This window comes from Shewanella sp. WXL01 (genome assembly GCF_012263345.1).
Taxonomy (GTDB): Bacteria; Pseudomonadota; Gammaproteobacteria; order Enterobacterales; family Shewanellaceae; genus Shewanella; species Shewanella maritima.
The window spans coordinates 252,559-274,384 of the sequence record NZ_JAAIKQ010000003.1; the positions used below are offsets into that span (position 1 = coordinate 252,559).

A 21,826-nucleotide genomic window follows, 5' to 3' on the forward strand; every position below is an offset into this window, starting at 1 on the left:
CTCGATTTATGGGAGTGATATTGACTAAGCAGTACCTAGCGCTGCTCATAGAGGTCAATTGTATCAGCAATCACGGTGCTGGCGTAGTGAATGCACGTCGTTATTCATTTCGATGGTAAGTTTTGCGTAAGCAGTGGCTGATAAATTCTTGTTTGCTTAACGGTCGATAGAACAAGAAACCTTGGAAAAAATCACACTCAAGATCTTTGAGTGTTTGATATTGAGCCTGATTTTCTATCCCTTCTGCCACTACTTTTAAACCAATATTGTGTGCCATGGTAACTATGGCTCGTATTAACGCGTGACTTGATGGTGTTGTTTCTAGATTGGCGACAAACGAATGGTCGATTTTTATGATATCGATTTCAAGCTGCTGTAAGTATGAAAGCGATGAGTAGCCTACTCCAAAATCGTCGATAGCAAATTTAATTCCCTGCTGGCTAAGCAATTGCATTTGTTGCTGGATAGAAGTGCCTGGTGTCATTAAGGTGTTTTCGGTAACCTCGATTAAAATAGAGCCAGGCTTAATCGGGTTATTTGCCAAGGTTTGCAGCCAATTTCTTGCCCACTTTCCGCGTTCGTCAATTTCAAGTGGTGATGTATTGAGGCTAATTTGAATGTCGGTGTTTATTTGCTGCAGCTCTAAAGCATCGTTGACCACCTGATTAACGACCCATTGACCAATCTCTTTAATCAGCCCATATTCTTCCGCTAGAGGGATAAACTCGCTGGGACCCAACAATCCTTTGTCTGGGTGTTGCCACCTAAGCAGAGCTTCAGCTTTGGTGATTAGTGGCTCATTAGCTTTTAAGATTGGCTGATAATGCAGCGTTAGTTGTGAGTCGTAAATAGCTGTCTTTAAGTCTTCCACTAGCTGGCGTTTTTTAATAGCTTGTTCTTCAATGGAATAGCAAAAAAACTCAAAGCGGTTACGACCTTTGTTTTTCGCCAAATACATAGCTTGGTCTGCATGTTTGATTAATTCTTCTAGCGTATCGCCATCTTTTGGCGCAATGGTGATGCCGGTGCTACCTGTAATCTGAATCCGTTCGCTTTTAATAACTATGGGATCCATCAGTGTTGTTTTTATCTGGTTCGCAATTTTAGTTAGCTGCTGCTTATTACAAACATCTTCGAGAATGATGGTAAATTCATCGCCGCCCAGTCGAGCTACAGTGTCATGCTCACGGACACAGTTCTTTAAACGTTTAGAAACCTGCTGCAACAATAAGTCGCCATAGTCATGGCCTAAGGTATCGTTAACTTCTTTAAAGCCGTCTAAATCAAGAAAGATAAGTGCGAAAAACTTGTCTTTGATGAGTAGCAACCCTTGTAATTTTTCATAAAAGTAACGCCGGTTCGGTAGACCTGTTAAACCGTCTTTGTAGGCTAATTCGAGTAACTGTTCATTAGCGGTTTCTAACTCTTCTGTACGCCTTTTCACCTTGGTTTCAAGGATATTATCCCTCTGTTCAATGGTTTTAAGCATGTCGTTAAATCGATTACTTAGCTGGCCGACCTCATCGTTGGGTAGCTCTTTGGCGCGCAGGCTGTAGTCATTTGAATGACTTACATCGTCAGCTACTTTAGCAAGGTGTAAAATTGGTTTGAGGAATCTACGTCGCAAAATTAACGACAGTAACAAACTCATCGCGAGCGTAAATATCAACAATCCCACCACAAAATAGCCATATACAGTGGCTTTATTAACGATGTAGCTGTCATCGGCAACAATAACCAAATAACCGTAGCGCCTGCCGTCGAGTACGAGCTCATGGGCGATAGTAGTCGTATCAATTAATTGATCGCGTATCGAATGACTGTCGTTACTGACGACTTTATTAGCACTGGCGAGTACATTGTGCTGAATGTCGGTGACTTGAATTGACACAATGTCGCTGCGTATAAGTATTGGGTCTATAAGTTCTTGTATAGCATCTTTATCATCGAACAATACGGCAGCGGTAATGGTTGGCGATAGAATTTCCTCAAGGGTATTCAGGCTATCAACTTGTTCTTGTTTAGCTGTGGTGTACTCATAAGCACTGAAGGTAAAGGTGATTATGACAATAGCTGTGATTGCCACACTCATTAAGATAAGCAGTAGCTTCTTGCCGATAGAGTTGAGTGCAAATATGTCTCCCATTGGCACTACCTCTCAACCACACGGCCAAGCCTAAGCACTTTTGAGCTCATGGATAGCCCTGATTGCTTGAGGTGTTTGGGGGAGATTTCGAAACGAATTTTACCACTTGCTAGAAAAAAACGTATGTGACCACCTTGCTTAATGAAATGCTCTGTTTCGCCGATGAACATAGTATTTTGGTGTTGCTGATGATTGATGGTTGGCCAATTTTCTTGAGTATTGGCGCTGACAAAAAACATGTCACACTGTTGTATCGATGCAGAAGATTGGGAAATCGTTTGGGTGGTGATCGGTTTGTGTTTTACGTTACGGTCACCGAGTACTCGGTTAGCTATAGCAATGAAGTTATGGTCCTGACTGCAAATGACAAAGTTGTCGCGCTCCGTGAATGATGAGCTCCAACGTCCATATAAGGCAAAGTTGTATAAAAAGCCTGCTTTAATAGCATATTCTTTGTCGCTGGCTTGTACTGAAGGTATGGCAGCGCCGCACATAAGGGTAATGGCCATAAGGTTGGTCACGAGCCGATTTAACTGGCGCCAAAGCATAATTTAAAAGTCCACCGCTAGTTTGCCAGTGATACTCTCGTCTATGTAGTTGGGGATGGTGTATGTCTCGTTGGTATTTTCAAATTCTAAATGGGTGTTAGCAATCAGGTTTTTGCCTATGAGAGAAAAGGTGATGTAGTCACTAATCGCCCAGTTCCAGGTAACATCTAATGCAGTGTAGTTATCAGTGTTATAGGCATTGCTTTGCTCATGTCTGAGTACGGCGAAAAGGTTTTGACCTGCAACATAGCGCCAATCTGCTTTAAAAAAGGTTTGTTTGCTGGTGGAGTTGCGCCCGATGGCGGGGAAGGTGTTAGCTTGCAGATCGTATTCAAAGTGGTTGTAGCTGTAGCCAAGTTCAGTGTTGAAGTTGTCTGATACTTGCCAGCTTACGCCAATATCGCCGCCATAGGTATTAAGTTCAGCATTAGATACCATGTCTAGGCTAATACTGGTTGAGCGCAGCGCATCAAGAGCATTCGCTAGCTGTCCTTGGTTTAAATGATTGAAAAAGCTATCGAAAAGATGAACATCCGGCTCAATCGTCAGTACCGTCGCATCAGTAGATTGAGTGCGATATAACGATAAGTCTAACTGCCACTTATGATCATTGTAGCGATAACCTAACTCGTAAGATGTGGATTTTTCAGAGTCTACTTGGTTATTGCCATTAAGAATGGTTCTGACTGCATAGTTGTCGATGAACTCAATCCCTGTTTCAGCAGGCAGAATACTCTTTACCTTAGTACCATTGATTACATAATTGTCATTGTATTCAATTAGCGCTGGGATACGGCTGGAGCGAGAAACGGAAGCCCAATATGTATGCCTAGGACTTGGGTGCCATAACATTCTCACTAATGGCTGATGCTCCCATTCGGTCAGCTCGTTATGCTCGCTACGAATACCTGCAATGAGTTTGAGTTGCTCCGGAATTATACTATATTGCGCCTGCACAAATCCGCCATATTGCTGCAGGGTGTCTAGTCTTGTATCACTAAAAATAAAAGGACTGTCGTTAAAGTTCACGTCGATAGCTCGGTAGATTAAGCCTAAATCGAATCTCAAGTCTTGGTAGAGAAAATTGAGTTGATAATCAGCATCGATGGATGTGAACTCTTCTTCTAAATAAATGTGTGAGCCTGTTTGTTCAAGCCAGGATAACTGGAGCATTTGGTTGGCTTGCGACGAGATACGGTTTTCAATTCGCCCCATCACGCGGATGTCTTTACGGTTAAATTGACCACTAAGCGGAGTGTTTAAGTTTGTTTCATCAATTACACCGCGATAATTCTGACCATAGTCAGAGCGAGTATGATCAGTTTGAATAAACCCGGACCAACTGTCATTGATATTGACGTCAAAGCGGGCGCCAAATGATGTTTGCTCTATGTTATCTACAGGCGGTAAATCAAGTGCGGTGGAAGACGGCTCACCGTCGCGCAGCTGGCCATAGACGCGATAACTCGCTTTTGATCCAATATCGCCACCATAACGAAAATTAGCTTGATAGTTCGTCAAACTACCTGTTGCCATATCCGCATATATGCCACGGGTGTCGAAACTGTTTTTGGTAATAATGTTAATCACGCCATTGGTTGCATTACTGCCCCATAATAAGCCACCTTGACCGCGAATAACTTCAATGCGTTCAATGTCATATAGAGGGACATTGAGCGCTTCCCAATAAACCGCAGAAAATTTAGGAGTGTATAAGTTTTGACCGTCAATCAGCACTAACATCTTGCTAGAAAAGCGTGAGGCAACACCACGACTCGTAATCGCCCATTGATTATTGTCGAGTTGACGTACGACTAGCCCCGGCACCATTTTGAGTGCTTCGGGTACCGATTGCGCCCCGGAGTGGGCGATGCGTTCATTGGTGAGCACGTAGATTGAGGCAGGTGTATTAAACGCTGTTTCGGCGCGTTTCATAGCTGATGTGGCTTGCACATCCATTGACATTAGCGACTCAATATCAAGATCTGGCAGCAGGTCGGCACCAACCACATTGCCATGATAACAAAGCGCTAAACTGCTTAGCGCAACGACAGTTTTAAACAATGAGCCTCCTGCTAGCTAAATCAATATCCAAAGGTTTATTTTTATCATCAATCCATACAATAAAACCTAGTACATAAGCACTAAAGAGCGAAGCTCTAGGCTAATAGATTATGCTTGCTCGTTTAAAAAGTGTACGGAAATGAAATAAGTCAGACTTTAGAATGATGGGCTTAGGAGAAGTAGTCGATCAAGTAATCTGGATATTGCTTAGTTGGGTGTCGATGTGGTTGAAGCTCCGGTGATGAAATTAGCTAAAGCCATGTTATCTATAGATATAGCATGGCCTGAACCACAGAATTATGAGAAATTATAGATCAAAGTGAGCTGCGTATGGGTCATTGTTGGCATCGTTGATCCATTGATACTCTGTCAACCTTTGGATGCGTCTTGCTTCTTTGTCACCGTGAAGTTTAGCAACCCAATATAGGGCTGCGTCAGTGCCTGCTGATACACCGGATGAGGTGAGGAACTTACCATCATCTACCCAACGTGCCTTTGGTTGCCACACAATGTGTTCGTTGAGTGAGGTAACCCAAGGGTAAGCCATTTTATTGGTGGTGGCCTTTAAGCCATTCATAACCTTGGTTTTTGCGATAAGCGCAGTGCCGGTACAAATGGTGAAAACTGACTGACTCAATGCAACCTGACGCTCCATCCAGTTAATTAGTGCTGCGTCATTAACTAAGGTTCGTGTCCCCAAGCCGCCCGGAATAATGAACAAATCACACTCATACAAGGCGTTGGTCAAACAGTCGGCAACCACGCGCGGCCCTTGATAACTTCTTACTACATCTTTTGCTGCTACTAACTTAATTTCAGCATTTGGCATATGCCCTAGCATTTCGATTGGCCCATGAAGGTCAAGTGTTTCATAATCATCAAATACTAACGCTAGAATTCGGTATTTTCCTGCTTGAAAAAGTGGGGCTTGGCTAACTAAACCTGATTGTGGCTCCGCCAGAGCCGGAGATAACATGAAAGGAGCTGCACTGAGCCCAACGAGGCTAGTTTTTAGAAAATGGCGGCGAGAAGTCATAATAAAAGCTCATGTGAGTAATTTAGCTGAGCATTATATTGCACTACTACTGTTAGAACCTTGATGTAGAGCGCTAAATCTAGAAAAAATTCGAGTTTTAAGGTTTTTTATCTGCTTCTATGTATGAAAAAGGCCAATCAACTGATTGGCCTTTGTATGTCACATGCGAACTGAGTTAGCGACGTCTTCTACGTCTTCTCATACGGCCTTCGCGATCCGCTTCAACCTCTTCCTCGTCGTGAAGTTCTTGAACGGGTTCATTTGCTGGTTGAGGGTCGTCTTCGCCAGTCGTCAACTGAGTGACATTGCTTTCGACTTGGCTATCCGACTTTTTTGCGTCACCTTTGAACACAGACTTTAAGATACCAGTAACACTAGACTTCTCTTCTTCAACTTGAGGCTCTTTAGCTTGTGGCTCTTCAGTAAATTCAATTTTGTCTATTTTAGCTTTAGCAGCTTTTTTAGGCGCTTCAGCTACAGGGTCAAGGCTAGCAGCATCTTTTGGACGCACTGCGACGTTGTCTAATGAAGCTGACTTAGGCTTTATCTCAGCGACATTGTCATGCAGGTCAGCAATATTGCTTACCGCTGATGGCGGTACAGATTGGCTTGCAAGTGATTCAGCCTCACGTTCTGCCACTCGTTTATCAAACTCTGCAACGACTTCATTAATTTCGGCCTTGGCAATACTAAGTGCGCTAGCTAACTCATCAAACGTCGCATGGAAGCCATCGTGCTTTTGCTCAAACGGCTTGATGTTACCTTTCACTTCGTCAGTTAAATTATTCGTTAGGCGCTTATAGATATTGATCTCTTGCTCAAGCTCGTACAGATAAGTTTTGGTAAACTTAACTACATCATCCATTGCTTCAAGCTTGGTAAATAATTCCTGCTTTTTCTCGGCAAAACCATCAATCATAGATTGCGGAATTTGCGCTGGTGGTGCCATTTCGGGCACTAGACCAGCAAATTCAGAAATTGAACCTACAGGTTTCCAGTGGGTAAAAGCTGGATTCCAACCGTAACAATCAGGTGCATTTTGAACAATGGCTTGTGCCTCTGCTTCAGAAATGGGACCTGTTACTTCACCATTTTTTGAAATAAACCATTTAGTCATAATCGTGACTCTTATATCAGGTTAACCAACATGAGCTAACTCAAGTGGTAAAAATATGTTCGAACTAATTATCTGAAACGCCAGCAAGGTTTTTCTGTAATGCCGCATACTGCTCATTTACACTGCGGAGGGTATTCTTCACTTGCTCGTTCAAGTTTTGCGTTGTGGTTTTACACTTGTTGGTATCACGGTCTAGATCGTTCAGAGAACCGTGAATAACCTGAAGTGTGCCTTCAATACGATTCAACGCAGAGTTTAGTTCTTGCTCTTTTGCCAACATTTTTTCAATCAGCTCTTGTGGCACATCGATTGGCGGAGGCGGTGGAGATACAGCGATATCGAATTCTTCGACGTCGCAAACTGGGATCCAATGAGCGTAAGATGGGTGCCATGCATAACTTTGAGGATTGGCTTTAATAAATTCATTTGAATCAGCTAATCCAAGCGGTCCACTTACCTCACCGTTATTTGAGAAATACCACTGTTTCATTGTCGACTCTTATCCTTAACTAGCATTTAGCTAACTTATTCCTATTAAATCAGATTGTTACGGTGCACTCGAAACAATTAGATTCTAGAGGCGTAGGCTGCACTGGCAGGGTAACGCAAATAGCACCGATACAATTTCGTTACATTAACTTAAATTTGTTCACATCGCTACACTTGTCATTAATTCAATTGAAATTTTTTAATGCAGTTTAAACTGCCTTAGCCTCGATCCCTTGATTAAAGGCGATCGCGCAGATCAATTTATTGGATCAAAAAATATAAAAACAGTGTTCTAAAAATGAATAAGTTATATAAACCCCGTGTGCGGGGCATTACATAGGATGGAATTAAATTCATCACAGCTTGTTATAAAGGATTAAAGTTTGTTCGGAAGGGATTTTATCTTCACTGGCGATCTTGACGATCTGTGCTCGAGCTGATCGCAGATCATTAAGTCATTTTCGCGATGTATTTATCTGTGGGAAGTCGAATGACATTTACGTGTTTGTATCAAGCTAAAATTATGAACTACGACTCAAGTCCTAGCCGTTGTAAATTACCACTTACAAAGACTTCTGCGAAACGGGGAGGTTTGCTAGGTGCTTGGCGCTGATTTGGGGGAAATAAATAGCTATGCTACTTGCGAATATAGATAGCTCTCTTTCTGGCGCTGCGATTTTAAGCGTTTGAATTTTAACATTTTAAAGACTTGCTTACATTTTATGGGATCGGGTTTTGATAAAATGTAGACAGACGTTTGAATGCTTGCTTAAATGGTCGGAGGTGTCTTTGATGTATTTGCTCTCCCTAAGAGGGGGCGGTAGGGAAGTGAAGTTGAGACACACAGGACGTGAAGCCTTATTCGGATAACTTAGTCGCATTATTACAATCAACAGTAACTGGGTGTAATGCAGCGGCGAGTGACGAAATACATCAAGGATAATAATAATGAAACTCAACAAACTCATGCTAGCCATCGGCGTAGCAACCGGGGTGTTTATTACCGGTTGTGGCGACGACACCACCTTCGAAAAATTCACTATCGATCCAAAACCAGAGCCAGAAGTCATTCCGCCGCTACAGGCGTTTGACGCAGATGGCACGCTTAACGCGACGATTCGCCGTACCAGTTATGGTGTGCCTCATATTGAAGCTGACAATCTGGAAAGCCTAGGTTTTGGTAGCGGCTACGCACAGGCTCAAGACAACCTGTGTATTTTGGCCGACAACTTTGTCAAAGCGAACTCTGAGCGCTCAATGTACTTTGGCCCTCATGCGTCAATTGACTTCACAACAGGTATGCCAACGGCGGAAGATAACGGCAACCTTATTTCAGATTTTGGCTACAAGGCGTTGAAAATTCGTCAGCTGGCTGAAGAGCAATATTCGCAATTTAGTTATAACTCGCGCGCGTTAATGGAAGGTTTCAGTGCTGGTTACAACCAGTATCTAGCTGACGTTGCCGCTGAAAAACAAGCGGCAGACCCATTCTGTGCTGGTCAGCCTTGGGTTAAACCGATCTCCGGCGAAGATATTGCCACTTACCTATTCTCAATTGCACTGCTGCCTGGCGCATCTAACTTCCTCGATTTGATTTTCTTTGCTAATCCTGGGGATGGATATGAATATCTGCCAAGAACAGTTGGCGCAGCAACAACCGCGCAATCAACAGCCTTCTTTACCGTTATGCAGCGCGGCCTGGTTGATAGAGCATCGCGTATTACCACGCCGGAGTTAAATAAAGGCGATCTTGGCTCAAATGGTTGGGGTCTTGGTAAAGATAAAACAGAAAACGGCATGGGCATGGTGCTGGGTAATCCTCACTTCCCACACACAGGTAACCTGCGTTTCTGGCAATCACATTTAACTATTCCAAATCAGCTAGATGTTATGGGCGGCTCACTTGTAGGTATGCCTGGTTTGGTTAACATCGGCTTTAACAAAGACGTTGCCTGGACTCACACCTTCTCGACCGCAGAGCATTTTGTGATGTACAACCTCACATTGGCTGAGGGTGACCGAATGACTTATTTGGTGGACGGTAAGCCAATGCCAATCACCAAAGAGACAGTTTCAATTGTGGTTAATGGTGGCCCTGCTGGCATGTTAACGGTGGAGAAAGACATCTACACCACAGCCAAAGGTCCTATCGTTGAAGCGCCAGCGAATGTTGCGCCATTTGGTTGGGATGACAATCAAGCCTTTATGGTGCAAGACGTTAATATGGCGAACAAAGATCCACTGGATCATTGGTTAGCGATGAACCGTGCATCAAATAAAGATGAGTTCCAACAAGCTTTTAAAGACTTTGATGGGGTGATCTTCAACAACACCATGTACGCCGATAAAGAAGGTAATACTTTTTATATCGATGACTCAACTGTACCAGGCCTATCTGAAGTAGCAGTTGCTCAGTTAAAAACTAACCCTGAGATCATTGCCATTAAGCAAATGGCTGGCTTTACGGTATTGCCAGGCAGCTTGTCGATGTTTGCCTTTGATGGACCGACACCTTATGAGCGGGCACCTAAGCTTGAGCGCAGTGACTTTGTACAGAACTCAAATAATTCGTTCTGGTCGACTAACCTAGAAGCACCATTAGAAGGTTACTCACCTATGTATGGTGTGGAGCGTGGACAGCTATCAATGCGTACCCGCTTAGGTTTGAAGCTGCTTGAAGATGCTGCAGGTGACGATGGCAAGTTTAACCTTGATGAGCTTGAAGCTGCGGTGCTCAATAACCGCGCTTATTTACCAGAAATGGTACTTACTGACTTAATTGCTCAGTGTGAAGCGCAAGGCAATACACCAGTGGATGTTGCAACTGGCGTGAGCAAAGATATCAGCGGCGCATGCAACGCACTGAAAATGTGGAATGGTGTGCAAGATAATGACAGCAAAGCTGGCGCACTTATTCGAGAGTTTGCTCACCAGTTTAGTCAGTCGAGCATGCTAACTGTGCCATTTGATTACACTATGGCGGCAACGACGCCTAACACTTTAACCACAGATGGCAGTGCATTAGTGGCATTAGCGCGTGCAGCATTGAACGTTGAAGCCGCTGGCTTTGCGTTAGATGCGCCACTGGGTGAGGTGCAGTTTGTCGAGGCGTCTCTGCCAACAGGTGAAGCCTCTGGTGCCAAGTTACCTTGGCCTGGTACTCACAACGCTGAAGGTGGCTTTAACGTATTTTCAACCAGTACAAGTGGAGATGATACGCTTATTCCACAGCATGCCTATACTCGTGTAGTCGACCCTGTATCTGGCACAAATTTACGTTCAGGAATGACTGAGGAGGGCTATCACATTCGTTACGGTTCAAGCTGGATGATGGCAGTAAGCTTTACTGAAGAAGGTCCAAAAGCACGCGGTATTTTGACTTATTCTCAGTCAGGTAACGTGCTTAGCGAAAACGCTAGTGACCAGACTCAGCTGTACTCAAGCCAAAAGCAGTTCCACCCTATGTTGTTCACTGAAGCAGAAATTGCTGCAGATGTAGAATCAACAGTTGAACTGTCGATGGTTAAAGCTCAATAGGTGACTAACCTCAATAGATAGCTGAACGCCATAGATAACTAGAGTCCACAGCTGTCTGTTAGCTAAACTGACAAATGAGTGATTTGAAGCCCGCATTATGCGGGCTTTTTACTTTGAGTTACTGCTGAGCTGATTGCATGTGTTTTACAATTATCGGAAGAAATAACTGGCTACCAAACTACTTGAGCCTTTTTAAGGGTGATTAATCTACAAAAATCGCTCGATTTAGCATATTAAACAGGTCTGGTGACGGTAAAACTGTTTAACTCTTCTGGCTGCGCACTTTTGTTTTAGTCAAAAATAGTGCATAAAGATGATGCTCTACGTGTGTATTACAAACTGTTACGTTTTGCTTTTTGATAAATTACAAAGGCTTATACAGTTGTTGTTGCACTTGTATCAGTTTTTACTTGAGCGAGTTTTTAGTCTGTCTTTATTATAAATGTTACAGGCGAGTAACAGCTGCGGCTAACTATTTGTAAACGCGGCCTTTACATACTTGTCTTAGAATTTATCGGCTAGCCGGTAATTAAATGTCATAGCTTAAAATAATAACAATAATCCCAAGGAGAGCGGATGACTCTGGCTCAATACCAAATTGGCCCTTGCACCCTAGATACAAATCTTTTGCTGCTTAGCTGTAATGAGCTTCAGCAAAAACTCCCCGCAAAAGTGTGTGAACTACTCCAGCTTTTTCTGACCAGTGAAGAGAATATTGTTTCACGAGCTGATGCTATTGAGCAGATCTGGGCTGGGAATCAAGGCGTTGGCGAAAAGGGGTTTACCAACTCGGTTTGGGTTATTCGTAAAGCGTTTAAAGATCTAGGTGTCGAAGACGAAGTTTTTCTTACCTTGCCCAAAGTGGGCTATCAATTGTTGCTGAGCAACCAAGCGCTAAACAGTGTAGCAACGATTAATACTGAGACAAAACCGCAAGCAGGCCGCCAAGCGAAGCCTTGGTTATGGCCCGGTGTCGTCGCCTTGTTAATCATGGTGATTGTGGCTCAGGCTTTTTGGCCTAAGGATCCGCAAGCGCCAATAAAAGTGCAAACTAACTCGGTAAAACAAAGCAAAGTCACTAACTACGAAGGTGTTGAAGAGCATATTGCAGTTTCGCATTCTGGGCAGTATTTAGCGATGCAGTGGCGCGCTGGAGAGCAGCTAGGCAAGATCTATATTCAAGACCTTACCCAGCAACAAGCACCGCTTAATCAAATAACTTTAGGTGAACATGAAGAGGCATCACCAGCTTGGTCTTTGTCGGATAGTAAGCTGGCCTATGTGCGCATTGATGACGCTGGTAGCTGCGAGGTGAGGGTACGCCATTTACAGAATAATACCGATACCCTAGTCGCAAGCGATTGTTTTTACTTGCCGTTTAAGCGCGTATTAACCTGGTCAAGTCATGATGATGACACCTTGATTTACGCGAAGCAGTTAGCAGACAGAGTTGCACTCTTTGCCTACTCAGAGCTAACTGGGCAGTCGCAGCAGGTGAGCTTTCCTGCTGAAAACGAAGTCGATTTTGCTCCCCACGAATTAGCTAGCCAAAACCGTTTTGCATTTATACGCGAGAAAAGTGCCTCAATGCAGATGAGCCTACTAGTGCAAAATGGCGCTAAAGTAAAAACGCCAATCACTGATGATGAAAAGCAGCAAAGCCTGACGCCACTCATTCAAAATCGGGTGACCATCGTCGACTTTGATTATGACGTTAGCGAGCAAGTGTTCTACGTTAATTACTTAGATGGCGGTGAGTTATTATTGTCGAAAATCGGCCTTGATGGTGAATTGTTACAATCAATACCCCATAGCGGCATGCCAAGTAATCTGAGTTTTGACCAAGCCAAACAAACCTTGTTTAGTAGCCAGCACATTTCCAAAGAGTACATAGCTCAGGTGAAGCTCGCCGATAAACAAACCATCAATACCATTTCATCATCTTCACGTGACATGTACGCGCGTTTTTCTAAACAAACTCAAGATGTGTTGTTTTTGTCTAATCGGGCCCAGCTTTGGGCAGTATGGAAAAGCAATGGTGCCAGTAGCATTAATCTCACTAAGGATATGGGCAATGCCGGCGTGCCCAGTGTGTCACCCACATCGTCGCAATTTGCTGTCAGCATTAATAAAGATAATGACCAAACCTTGTACCTGGGTAATATCAATAGCGCGATTTTCACCCCAGTTGATACTCAAGGGGTGACAGCTGAAAACCTGTCATGGTCTAGCGACGGTAACACCTTGTATTTTAAAGGCACCAAAGCTGGCGACAATGCGATCTATGCATATGATATCGCCACCAAGCAACAAACAGTGGTGCTAGAAGGTGAGGGTAATTACGCACTGGAAGGTGAAGCACCGCATATTTTGTATTTGTCTAAATTTAACCAAAATGGCATCTGGCGTTTTGACCGCAACACTTCACAGCTTACCCGAATTACTGATGCGTTAACCAAGTACGATTTTGGCTCATTTTTCTACCAAGATGGTTATGTTTATTTTGTGATGCGAACAAATGAGCATGACAAAATTGAGCGTATTTCGTTAAGCGGCGAGCAGCAAACCGTGTTAAGTTTTTCTGCTAACACCATACGCAAGTTCTATGGCTTATCACCCGCCGATGAAGGGGCTATTTTGCTGACTTTAAAGGTGGCAAATGAGGCTGATGTAATGAAATACCGATTAGCGAACGATTAATTTAATTTTACGTAAGCTAATGATTATTATGGTAATAGATTTTTAAAAGAGGTCAAAAAGATATCTAAAGATTAAAAACTGAGTATTATCTGAGCTTTATCAGATTGAGCCCCATTTCGCTCAAGGTTATTAATTGTGACAGCTTTGTTAACGAGGCTGAAAAACAACTATAACGACAAGGAATGGAAATGAAATTCAAACACTGTACTCTCGCGATGTGCGTTTCAGCCGCACTCATGACGACCGCATTTTCCACTCAGGTTGATGCGACTGTTTCGACAGATGTAAAACCGGCATATGGCCAACAACAAGCGCTAAGAACCGCGTACACTTTTTATCTTAATGATGTGTCTATGCTTGCGAGTGAAACCCAAGCCAAGGCTAGCTTGGCGCAGGTTCAAAAGCAGCAGCAAGCCTTTTTTGATGCGGTAAACCAGATTGACGGTAATGCCAAGCTTGTGTCTAGCTCTCGCCTGTTAGCCAACATAGTTACCATTGAATTAAACCCAGAAAATCTGCCAGCAGTTCAAGCGTTAACCGACGTTAAGTACACCTTTAAAGCTGCAGAAACCGTGGTGTTGGGAAGCAGTAAAAGCACTGATTTAATGAGCAATCAGGCGGTGTTAAGTGCAACCCAATCTGCGCAAATGAGTGAAGCAGGTGATGTAGCTAAGTTAGCGCCATACACAGGTAGCGAAACCGCGGGTAATGGTGTCAGTGTTGCGATTATTTCCACTGGTATTGATTACACCTTAGCCGAGTTCGGCGGCTCCGGTGAATATGGTGATACCTCAGATCCTGAAGTGCCACCAGCAAAAGGCACCTACATGGATGCGCTAGTAAATGGCGCGATTGAATATGATGGCTTCCCGACTGCTGTTGTCACAGGTGGCTGGGATTTTGCGGGTGAAAACTGGGGTAACGATGCCAACCCAATCGATCAAAACTACCAGTATGAAAGCTGGAATGGTTGGGTGTTCCCAACGGGGTTAGGTACTGAGATTGCCAGTATCGTCCACCAGCTTGCGCCTGGCGCTGAGCTACATGCTTACAAAGTAGCAAATGTGTCTCCTGCTAGCTGGGACCCAGACACTCTTGAAGTACAAGTGCCGACCATGGAAAAAATCATCATGGCACTTGAGCATGCACTTGACCCTAACCAAGATGGCGATATGTCAGACCGTTTGGATATCAGTTTGATTGATGCGGGCGGTGCAGGAGCGTTTTTTGATATTGACGGTAACGCTGGTCCTGGCCTGATGCAGCTGATGATTGAAAAAGCCGCGGGTCAAGGTATGACTATCGTGACTCACGCGGGTAATGGTGCTGAGTACTCAACATTTGGGATGGCTGAAGCCAAACACCGCAGCTGGATTTCATACGAAGGTAGCCCAACATCAGCCATTACGGTTGGTGGCGTTGAGCTGCAAGATGGCAATACAGTCGTCCCAGCCTGGGCACCAATGGGGCCAGTACGCGGCTCACAAGCTTTAAAGCCTGAAATTGTCACTCACACCAATGATGTGCCTGTGGTCAAAATCTCTAATGAAGACCCAGATGCGCCGCGCATGAGCACTCGCTCAGATATTCTATCGGGCGCTGCGAAAATTGCGGCGGCTGCGGCAGTGATTAAGAGTCATCACCCATCATTTGGCCCAACTGAAATCAAGGCCATGCTGGCTAATACTGCGGTAAATGACGGTATTTTACGTACAGACGGTGCCACTACCGCTGAGCTGCTATCTGTGGGTCATGGTGTAGAAGATGTGGCGGCTGCCGTGGCGTCGCCGGTAGTGATGTGGGAGTCAAGCAGTCATCAGCCATACATTCAATTTGGTATGCACGAAGTGGATGAGCAAAAAGTCATTCATAAGAAATTGACCATTAAGAATGTGTCAGATACTGCGCAAACCTACGCCGTTGAATTTAATCCATTTGGTGATAAAGCCGCGCAAGATGCGATTACCGTTAATCTGCCTCAATCTGTAAGCATTCCTGCAAATGCGACTGTGGTTGTGGATGTAACTTTGACCATTGATGGCACCATGCTCCCGCGCTGGCCGCTATTTATGACTCAAGATCACACAGATGAAAACCTGACGGCGACAGAGCTAAACGGTTACTTACAGTTTACCGCTGAAGGTAAACCTCCGCTAAAACTTGGCTGGATGGTGCAAGCGCGTAACAGCACTAAAATCAGCAAAAAGCCGATGGCTAAAGAGTTTCCTGAGTACTTAGGTTGGAATTCGGATCTTGGACAAACTGAGTGGTCACACTTTGACTGGGCTCGCAGCCTATACCCTGACAACCAGTATGGTGACCCACATTATCAGGCGTTTGCTGCCTCTTTTACCAACAACTCTCAAACGGAAACGACCTTTCAAGCTTTCCCACTTTGGATTAAGAAAGACATGGAACCAGAGGGAAAAGAAGAGGTCGCTGGTCATAAAATCCGCGCAGTAGGTGGCGGTATTTATGATGATGCTATGTGTGGCGAAACCGGTAAGAAACTCGTGGTTGCAGTTAACTTTTTTCAGCCTGCACAAATGGCGACAGCTAATTACAGCGATAAAATCGGCCCGTTGCTGTTCTTCTACGACTTATTTTATGAGCAGTTAGTGCGCGATAATGGCTGGGATGAGAGCTTTCTAGGCGCTTACATTTACGATGAAGCAATGATAGTTAACCAACCTTTTGTTGCCCTAAATGACAGTGGTCAGCCAACGACTTTCTTTATCGACTACAACAAGGCGTTTGACCCGGCAAACCGCAATGGTCGTTACACTGAATCAAGCGTGCCGACTTACTTTACCAACAATGGCCGCAACATTGTGTCTCAGTTATGTGTTGAAGACTTATTCCACCATGACCTAGACAGCGTGGAAGACTTTGACCAAAACTTTGGTTTCCATATCGAGACTGACCGTGATGCGGGTATCGATAAAGGTGACGGCCTGATTATGGTTAACCCACTACGCAAAGGTTACTACACCTCAGAAACTCAGTGCTTCACTGACTGGTTTGGTAACGAATACTGTGAAGATGTGGTGACTGATAAGTCAGTTAATGTTGGTTTCGCCAGAAAGTCAGACGGTGATGATGTATCAAGCTTAACCTTCTCGCATCAAATTACCGTGGCACCAGGTGAGGAAGTGTATATTGCATCAGCTTCTGCACCAGAGGTTTGGGGTGGCCCAGTCGGTGAGCCCGATAAAGCCTTTATGGTGATGAGTAGCAATGATGACTTCTTCCAGTTTGGTGTTAATGGCTATCGTGATGCAGACGGTAACGTGATCGCTAAAGTAGTCGACAACCAAATGTTTATGGTTGAGGAAAACGCCGCCGCTGGCACTGTGGTTGGTGAACTTGAGTTAGAAACATCAGGTTTCTTTGCTATTAACGGTGATTCGACCGAAGACTTCGAGTTAATGATTGTTAACTCACTTCCGGGTACACCATTTGCGATTAACCAGGAAACCCATGAGCTATATGTGGTTAACCCGGACGCGTTGGATTATGAAGCCCTGCAAAGCTATGACATCAAGTTGCTAGCTAAGAGTGGTAATACTATTGGTGAAACTGCAGTCGTCACAGTAAACGTTGGTAACATCAATGATGTTATGCCAACTCTAAACTCTGCGGTTGCTGATGCGATTAGCGTCCCTGCGCTTAGCTTTAATCAAGGCGAGAGCGCAAGCTTTAGTGTTGATATTGCAGGCCTGTTTACTGACGTTGAAGGTGATGCGCTGAGTTATTCGGTAATGGGTGATGGCTTTAAGTCATTGAGCCTAGACGGGATGATGGTCATGGGTGAAGTGGAAGCGTCTGGTAACTATCAATTTACTGTTACCGCTTCTGATGGCGAGCATGAAGTGAGCCATAGCGTTGATGTGGCAGCAGAAATGATTGCCACTGACGATGACTCAGGCAGTAGCCTAGGTTGGTTGTCATTGTTAATTGCAGGCTTTATTGGTCTACGTCGCCGCGCCTAGCGCTTATTGGGAAAGTCCGTATGGGCTTTCCCTTTTTATTCGGGTCTGTTGGTCTTTCAAGATTATTTTTGCAGCTGCTTGTTGGAAATTTATACAAGGCAACGACTTTGATGTGTGGTTATTCCACATGAGTAAGTCGTTAACACAGTAGAAATGACAACAAGCGCTGCCTGAAAGGTTCGTTTAAAAGTACTGTTCTCATTGTTATGAGCCCTGTTGTTAAAATCAATAGGTGTAGGTGACTAGACGTCATCGCTCGCGTCGCGATTAAAGTGCTTTTAATTCGAACAAATTCTAATCAGCAAAGATCAACAGGCCCTAAGGAAATCAAATGAAATTAAGTCGCATTAATTTGGTTATGGGCCTTGCTATGTCAGCGATGTCGGCAAATGTGATTGCCGATGACGCCAGCCCAATCCACACAGTTATTCCGGGTAAAGAAAAACTAAAACAAGTACAAAACGATAAAACCCGCAGTGACAATTTATATTTTATTCGCTTTAACGATGAGCCGTTAGCTACTTATCGCGGCGATATTATGGGTCTAGCCGCCACGCAAATGAGCAAAGGCAGTAACACCACTAAAGCAGGCACATTGGATGTAAAATCTGCTGCTAGCGTAAGTTACAGCCGTTATTTAACTAATAAGCAGCAAACTATTTCTTCTCGATTAGGCAAAAAACTAAAGCGTAGTTTAGACATTAAACATAGCTATCAAATTGTGCTGAATGCTGTTGCTGTTGAGCTAAGCGCTGAAGAAGCGCTGCTTATTGCCAACGATGCTGATGTCGCCAGCGTAGAGCCTGTGGGTATGCATCAGCTACATACTTCATCAGGGCCAGAATTTATTGGTGCTAAGCAGGTTTGGCAAGGCGCTAATGGCAACTTAGCCACCCAAGGTGAAGGTGTAATTGTGGGTATTATTGATACCGGCATTAACGCAACCCATCCCTCTTTTGCCGCCGTTGGTGTTGATGGTTATGAGCACGTTAACCCATTAGGTGAAGGTCAATATCTGGGAGATTGCCAAACCTTCGCTAAGTTTTGTAACGATAAACTGATTGGTATTGTCAGCTACCCAGAGATTGTCGATAACCGCCCTGAAATTGTCGGTCAAGGTTACGCCGATATTGAAGAAAAAGTACAAATGGGCTATGACTTCAATGGTCACGGCTCTCACGTTGCTTCAACCGCTGCGGGTAACATAGTTAAAGACGTTAATTATTATCTTGCAGTGGAAGACGAGCAAGGCGTTATCTCTGGGCCTAGTGGCTTTGTATTTGATGACATTAGCGGCGTTGCACCTCACGCCAATATTGTGTCATATCAGGTATGTACTTATAACGGTGCTTGTTATCCAGAGCTTGCCATTCGCGCTGTTGAACATGCAATTACCCATGGCGTTAACGTACTTAACTACTCAGTGGGTGGCTCTGCGAGAGACCCTTGGAGCTCAGCTGACAGCGTAGCGTTTTTAAATGCACGTGAAGCAGGGATTCATGTGGCAACCTCAGCTGGTAACTCTGGCCCAAATGCACAGACGATTGGCTCGCCGGGTAACTCGCCTTGGATCACCACAGTTGCCGCTTATACTCACGATCGTGGCTTTAGCGAAAAGCAATTATCTGACTTTGTCGGCGGCGATACTACACCAGCAGCATTAACGGGTAAGGGCGCAACAGCGGCCTATACTGCAAGCGTTGTTAATGCTGCTGATTTTGGCGATGGTCAGTGTTTAACACCGTTCGAAGCGGGCACCTTTGATGGTGAAATCGTGGTGTGTGAGCGCGGCGATATTGCCAGGGTTCGTAAAGGTAAAAACGTGCTCGATGGCGGCGCAGGCGGCCTTATCTTAATCAATGTGGCTGGCGGCGCTGAGTCAATTGATTCAGATCACCATTTGCTGCCGGCAATCCATCTATCGGCAACTGATGGCCAAACTCTAGTTGACTGGCTAGCTGCCGGTGAAGGTCATCAGGCTACCATTGGCGATTCGCAGCTGATTAAAGATCCAGAGCTAGGAGATATCGCTGGTGTGTTTACATCACGTGGCCCTAACTTGCCTTATCCAAACATCTTTGCGCCAGATATCGCCGCGCCAGGTGTCGATATTTATGCTGCTAATGCTGAAGATAGACCATTTACTGAAGCAGGTGGCGGCACGCCTTATGTCACTATGTCTGGTACTTCTATGTCTAGTCCTCATGTTGCGGGTGCACTAGCGCTGATTCATGCGTCTCAACCTGATTGGAGCCCAGCGCAAGTGCAGTCAGCGGTCATGTCGACTGCGCATCAGATGACATATAAGGATGATGAATATTCTGGCACAAAACAGCGCTCAGATTTCTTCGACCAAGGTGCGGGTAGTATCCGTATTGCCGATGCCATTAACGCAGGTTTAGTACTTGATATCAGCAAGCAAGAATACGTTGATGCCAACCCAGAAGATGGCGGTGATCCAAGTGCACTAAATAGTACATCTATGGTGCAAAGTGAGTGTGTTTCTAGCTGCACATGGACACGTACAGTGACGGCAGTTAAAGCAAGTAGCTGGAGTGCAAGTTATGAGTACCTCACACCTGGCTTTGACCTAACTGTATCGCCAGCAAGCTTTAGTTTGGCCGCAGGTGAGTCGCAAGAGTTAACCATTACCGCAGCGGCAAACATTGAGTTAGCTGATGAGTGGGTACATGGCTATGTAAAGCTCACGAATGCTGATACGTCTATGAGTGACACTCATCTGCAAGCTACCGTTGGTTTTAAAGCGGGCAAGCTAGTTGAGATAATGACGGCTGAGCTTAACAATGTAGACAATCAAGTAGTGATTAAAGATGTGACTACATCGGGTACCAATGACTTACAAACTAAAGGTTTCGGTTTCTTCCCTGCGGTTGAATATCCGGGCGACGCTGTTGCATCAAGTACCAGTGATGAGCGTGAGTCGCCATGGAATAACCTAGACACCATTCACTCTGTGGGTGTTGTGGTTAAGCCTTACACTAAGCGCCTGATTGCTGAAATTACGTCATCTACCGCGCCAGATATGGATTTATATGTCGGTATTGATGAAAACGGTGATGGTCAGCCAGATGCATGGGAAGTCTACTACTCATTACTGTGTATCAGTGGTCAGGTGGACTCTAATGAATTGTGCGTGATAGAAACGCCTGCTACGGGTAACTACTGGATTTTCGCCCATAACTATCAAGGTAGTGTTGATGGTGAGAGTGACGATGTGACACTGCGTATCACTCAGGTCGCATACACCTACAATGAAAGCTTTGATATCGACGCGCCAACCAGTGTTGCTCAAGATGAAGCTTTTGACGTCACCCTTACGGTGAATGGTTATTTAGATGACAACGAGCAGCTCGAAGTAATGCAAGAAGGTGAGGTGTATTACGGCTTACTAGAGCTAGGCACCACAGCAAATCTTAAGCGCAACGTGGGTGCAACGTTAATCAAAGTGGAAGCTAAAGCCCCAGTTCAAGTCACACCAAATCAAGCACCTGTGTTGGCAAATGCCATTGCCGATGCCGAGCTTGAGTTAGATGATAATGGCGCTGCGACCATGACTATGGATCTGACTAACGTGTTTAGCGATCCTGACGGTGATGCGTTAACGCTTTCAGTCACTGGACATGACGGCGCAAGCATTGATGGCACCATGTTGAGTTTATCTGTTGACGCCGCTGCGACTGTTACCCTGACAGTGACCGCATCAGATGGCGAATTAACGGTAAGTGAAAGCTTTGATGTGGTGGTGAGTGAAGCGCCAGCGCCTGCTGACCCAACACCTGAACCGGAGCCAACACCATCTTCAGACAGTGGTGGTGCGCTAGGCTATTTCGCTGCGCTATTGATGCTAGTCGCTGCGAGTCGCAGACGCTTACTAAAGGTTGCAATGGCTAGCTAATTTAGCTGTTTGCTCAATTAGCGCTTGTTACAAAGCAGCTTTCAATAGAGAGCTGTTTTCAATAAAAAAGTGTTCAGTCCATTTGGATGTGTTTGGCCCGCCTAGCGGGCCTTTTTTGTTTTCAGCCCTAAACCACCTACTTCAGTAGGTGGTTATCATCGAATAGGCCTTGCCTGTAAATTCTAGTGTTCTTCAGTTCTGACTATTTTAGTAATTAGCTTACGTAGCAATGACATTTAAAGCTCGCAGCAAGCACATCCTGTGGGCTCGACGAAAACATC

The 21,826-nt window shown here is 44.7% G+C and carries 10 protein-coding genes; 4 read left to right on the forward strand and 6 right to left on the reverse strand.

The annotated features are described in order from the left end of the window. Window positions 1-100: 100 nt before the first annotated feature. The 6 genes from G3R49_RS09925 to G3R49_RS09950 all read right to left on the reverse strand — a co-directional run bounded on the left by G3R49_RS09925 (window position 101) and on the right by G3R49_RS09950 (window position 7,401). Entirely contained in the window at window positions 101-2,146 is a 2,046-nt protein-coding gene (locus tag G3R49_RS09925) for a bifunctional diguanylate cyclase/phosphodiesterase (RefSeq protein WP_167869552.1), read from the reverse strand. 5 nt (window positions 2,147-2,151) lie between these two features. Then, window positions 2,152-2,655 (reverse strand): YfiR family protein, encoded by a 504-nt coding sequence (locus tag G3R49_RS09930; protein ID WP_245335327.1) that lies wholly within the window; start codon window positions 2,653-2,655, stop codon window positions 2,152-2,154. Between the two features lie 42 nt (window positions 2,656-2,697). Beyond that, entirely contained in the window at window positions 2,698-4,758 is a 2,061-nt protein-coding gene (locus G3R49_RS09935; RefSeq protein ID WP_245335328.1) for a TonB-dependent siderophore receptor, read from the reverse strand. A gap of 307 nt (window positions 4,759-5,065) precedes the next feature. Then, the gene (locus G3R49_RS09940; RefSeq protein WP_130601369.1) at window positions 5,066-5,734 is read right to left on the reverse strand and encodes a DJ-1/PfpI family protein; all 669 of its coding nucleotides are present in this window, start codon (window positions 5,732-5,734) and stop codon (window positions 5,066-5,068) included. Window positions 5,735-5,969: 235 nt separating this feature from the next. Then, window positions 5,970-6,911, reverse strand: coding sequence for a DUF4339 domain-containing protein (locus tag G3R49_RS09945; protein WP_130601371.1), 942 nt, complete (start codon window positions 6,909-6,911; stop codon window positions 5,970-5,972). 64 nt (window positions 6,912-6,975) lie between these two features. Then, complete coding sequence (locus tag G3R49_RS09950) at window positions 6,976-7,401, reverse strand: DUF4339 domain-containing protein (RefSeq protein WP_130601373.1); 426 nt, start codon at window positions 7,399-7,401, stop codon at window positions 6,976-6,978. A gap of 947 nt (window positions 7,402-8,348) precedes the next feature. On the opposite strand from G3R49_RS09950, the gene G3R49_RS09955 reads away from it, so the two are divergent. From G3R49_RS09955 to G3R49_RS09970, 4 genes are all read left to right on the forward strand, one after another. Then, window positions 8,349-10,937, forward strand: coding sequence for an acylase (locus G3R49_RS09955; RefSeq protein ID WP_167869554.1), 2,589 nt, complete (start codon window positions 8,349-8,351; stop codon window positions 10,935-10,937). Window positions 10,938-11,513: 576 nt separating this feature from the next. Then, window positions 11,514-13,637 carry a DUF5050 domain-containing protein gene (locus tag G3R49_RS09960; RefSeq protein WP_167869555.1) on the forward strand — a complete coding sequence of 708 codons (2,124 nt, stop codon included), beginning with the start codon at window positions 11,514-11,516 and terminating at the stop codon, window positions 13,635-13,637. Between the two features lie 188 nt (window positions 13,638-13,825). Continuing rightward, window positions 13,826-17,629, forward strand: a complete 3,804-nt coding sequence (locus G3R49_RS09965; protein WP_167869556.1) for a S8 family serine peptidase — start codon at window positions 13,826-13,828, stop codon at window positions 17,627-17,629. 331 nt (window positions 17,630-17,960) lie between these two features. Next, window positions 17,961-21,545: a S8 family peptidase gene (locus tag G3R49_RS09970; RefSeq protein WP_167869557.1), complete on the forward strand. Its 3,585-nt coding sequence runs from the start codon at window positions 17,961-17,963 to the stop codon at window positions 21,543-21,545. The last annotated feature ends 281 nt before the right edge of the window (window positions 21,546-21,826 follow it).

What these genes read in the sequence shown, in the direction of transcription:
- G3R49_RS09925 (WP_167869552.1), bottom strand. Translation starts at nt 2,146, where the DNA reads ATGGGAGACATATTTGCACTCAACTCTATCGGCAAGAAGCTACTGCTT.
- G3R49_RS09930 (WP_245335327.1), bottom strand. Translation starts at nt 2,655, where the DNA reads ATGGCCATTACCCTTATGTGCGGCGCTGCCATACCTTCAGTACAAGCC.
- G3R49_RS09940 (WP_130601369.1), bottom strand. Translation starts at nt 5,734, where the DNA reads ATGTTATCTCCGGCTCTGGCGGAGCCACAATCAGGTTTAGTTAGCCAA.
- G3R49_RS09945 (WP_130601371.1), bottom strand. Translation starts at nt 6,911, where the DNA reads ATGACTAAATGGTTTATTTCAAAAAATGGTGAAGTAACAGGTCCCATT.
- G3R49_RS09950 (WP_130601373.1), bottom strand. Translation starts at nt 7,401, where the DNA reads ATGAAACAGTGGTATTTCTCAAATAACGGTGAGGTAAGTGGACCGCTT.
- G3R49_RS09955 (WP_167869554.1), top strand. Translation starts at nt 8,349, where the DNA reads ATGAAACTCAACAAACTCATGCTAGCCATCGGCGTAGCAACCGGGGTG.
- G3R49_RS09960 (WP_167869555.1), top strand. Translation starts at nt 11,514, where the DNA reads ATGACTCTGGCTCAATACCAAATTGGCCCTTGCACCCTAGATACAAAT.
- G3R49_RS09965 (WP_167869556.1), top strand. Translation starts at nt 13,826, where the DNA reads ATGAAATTCAAACACTGTACTCTCGCGATGTGCGTTTCAGCCGCACTC.
- G3R49_RS09970 (WP_167869557.1), top strand. Translation starts at nt 17,961, where the DNA reads ATGAAATTAAGTCGCATTAATTTGGTTATGGGCCTTGCTATGTCAGCG.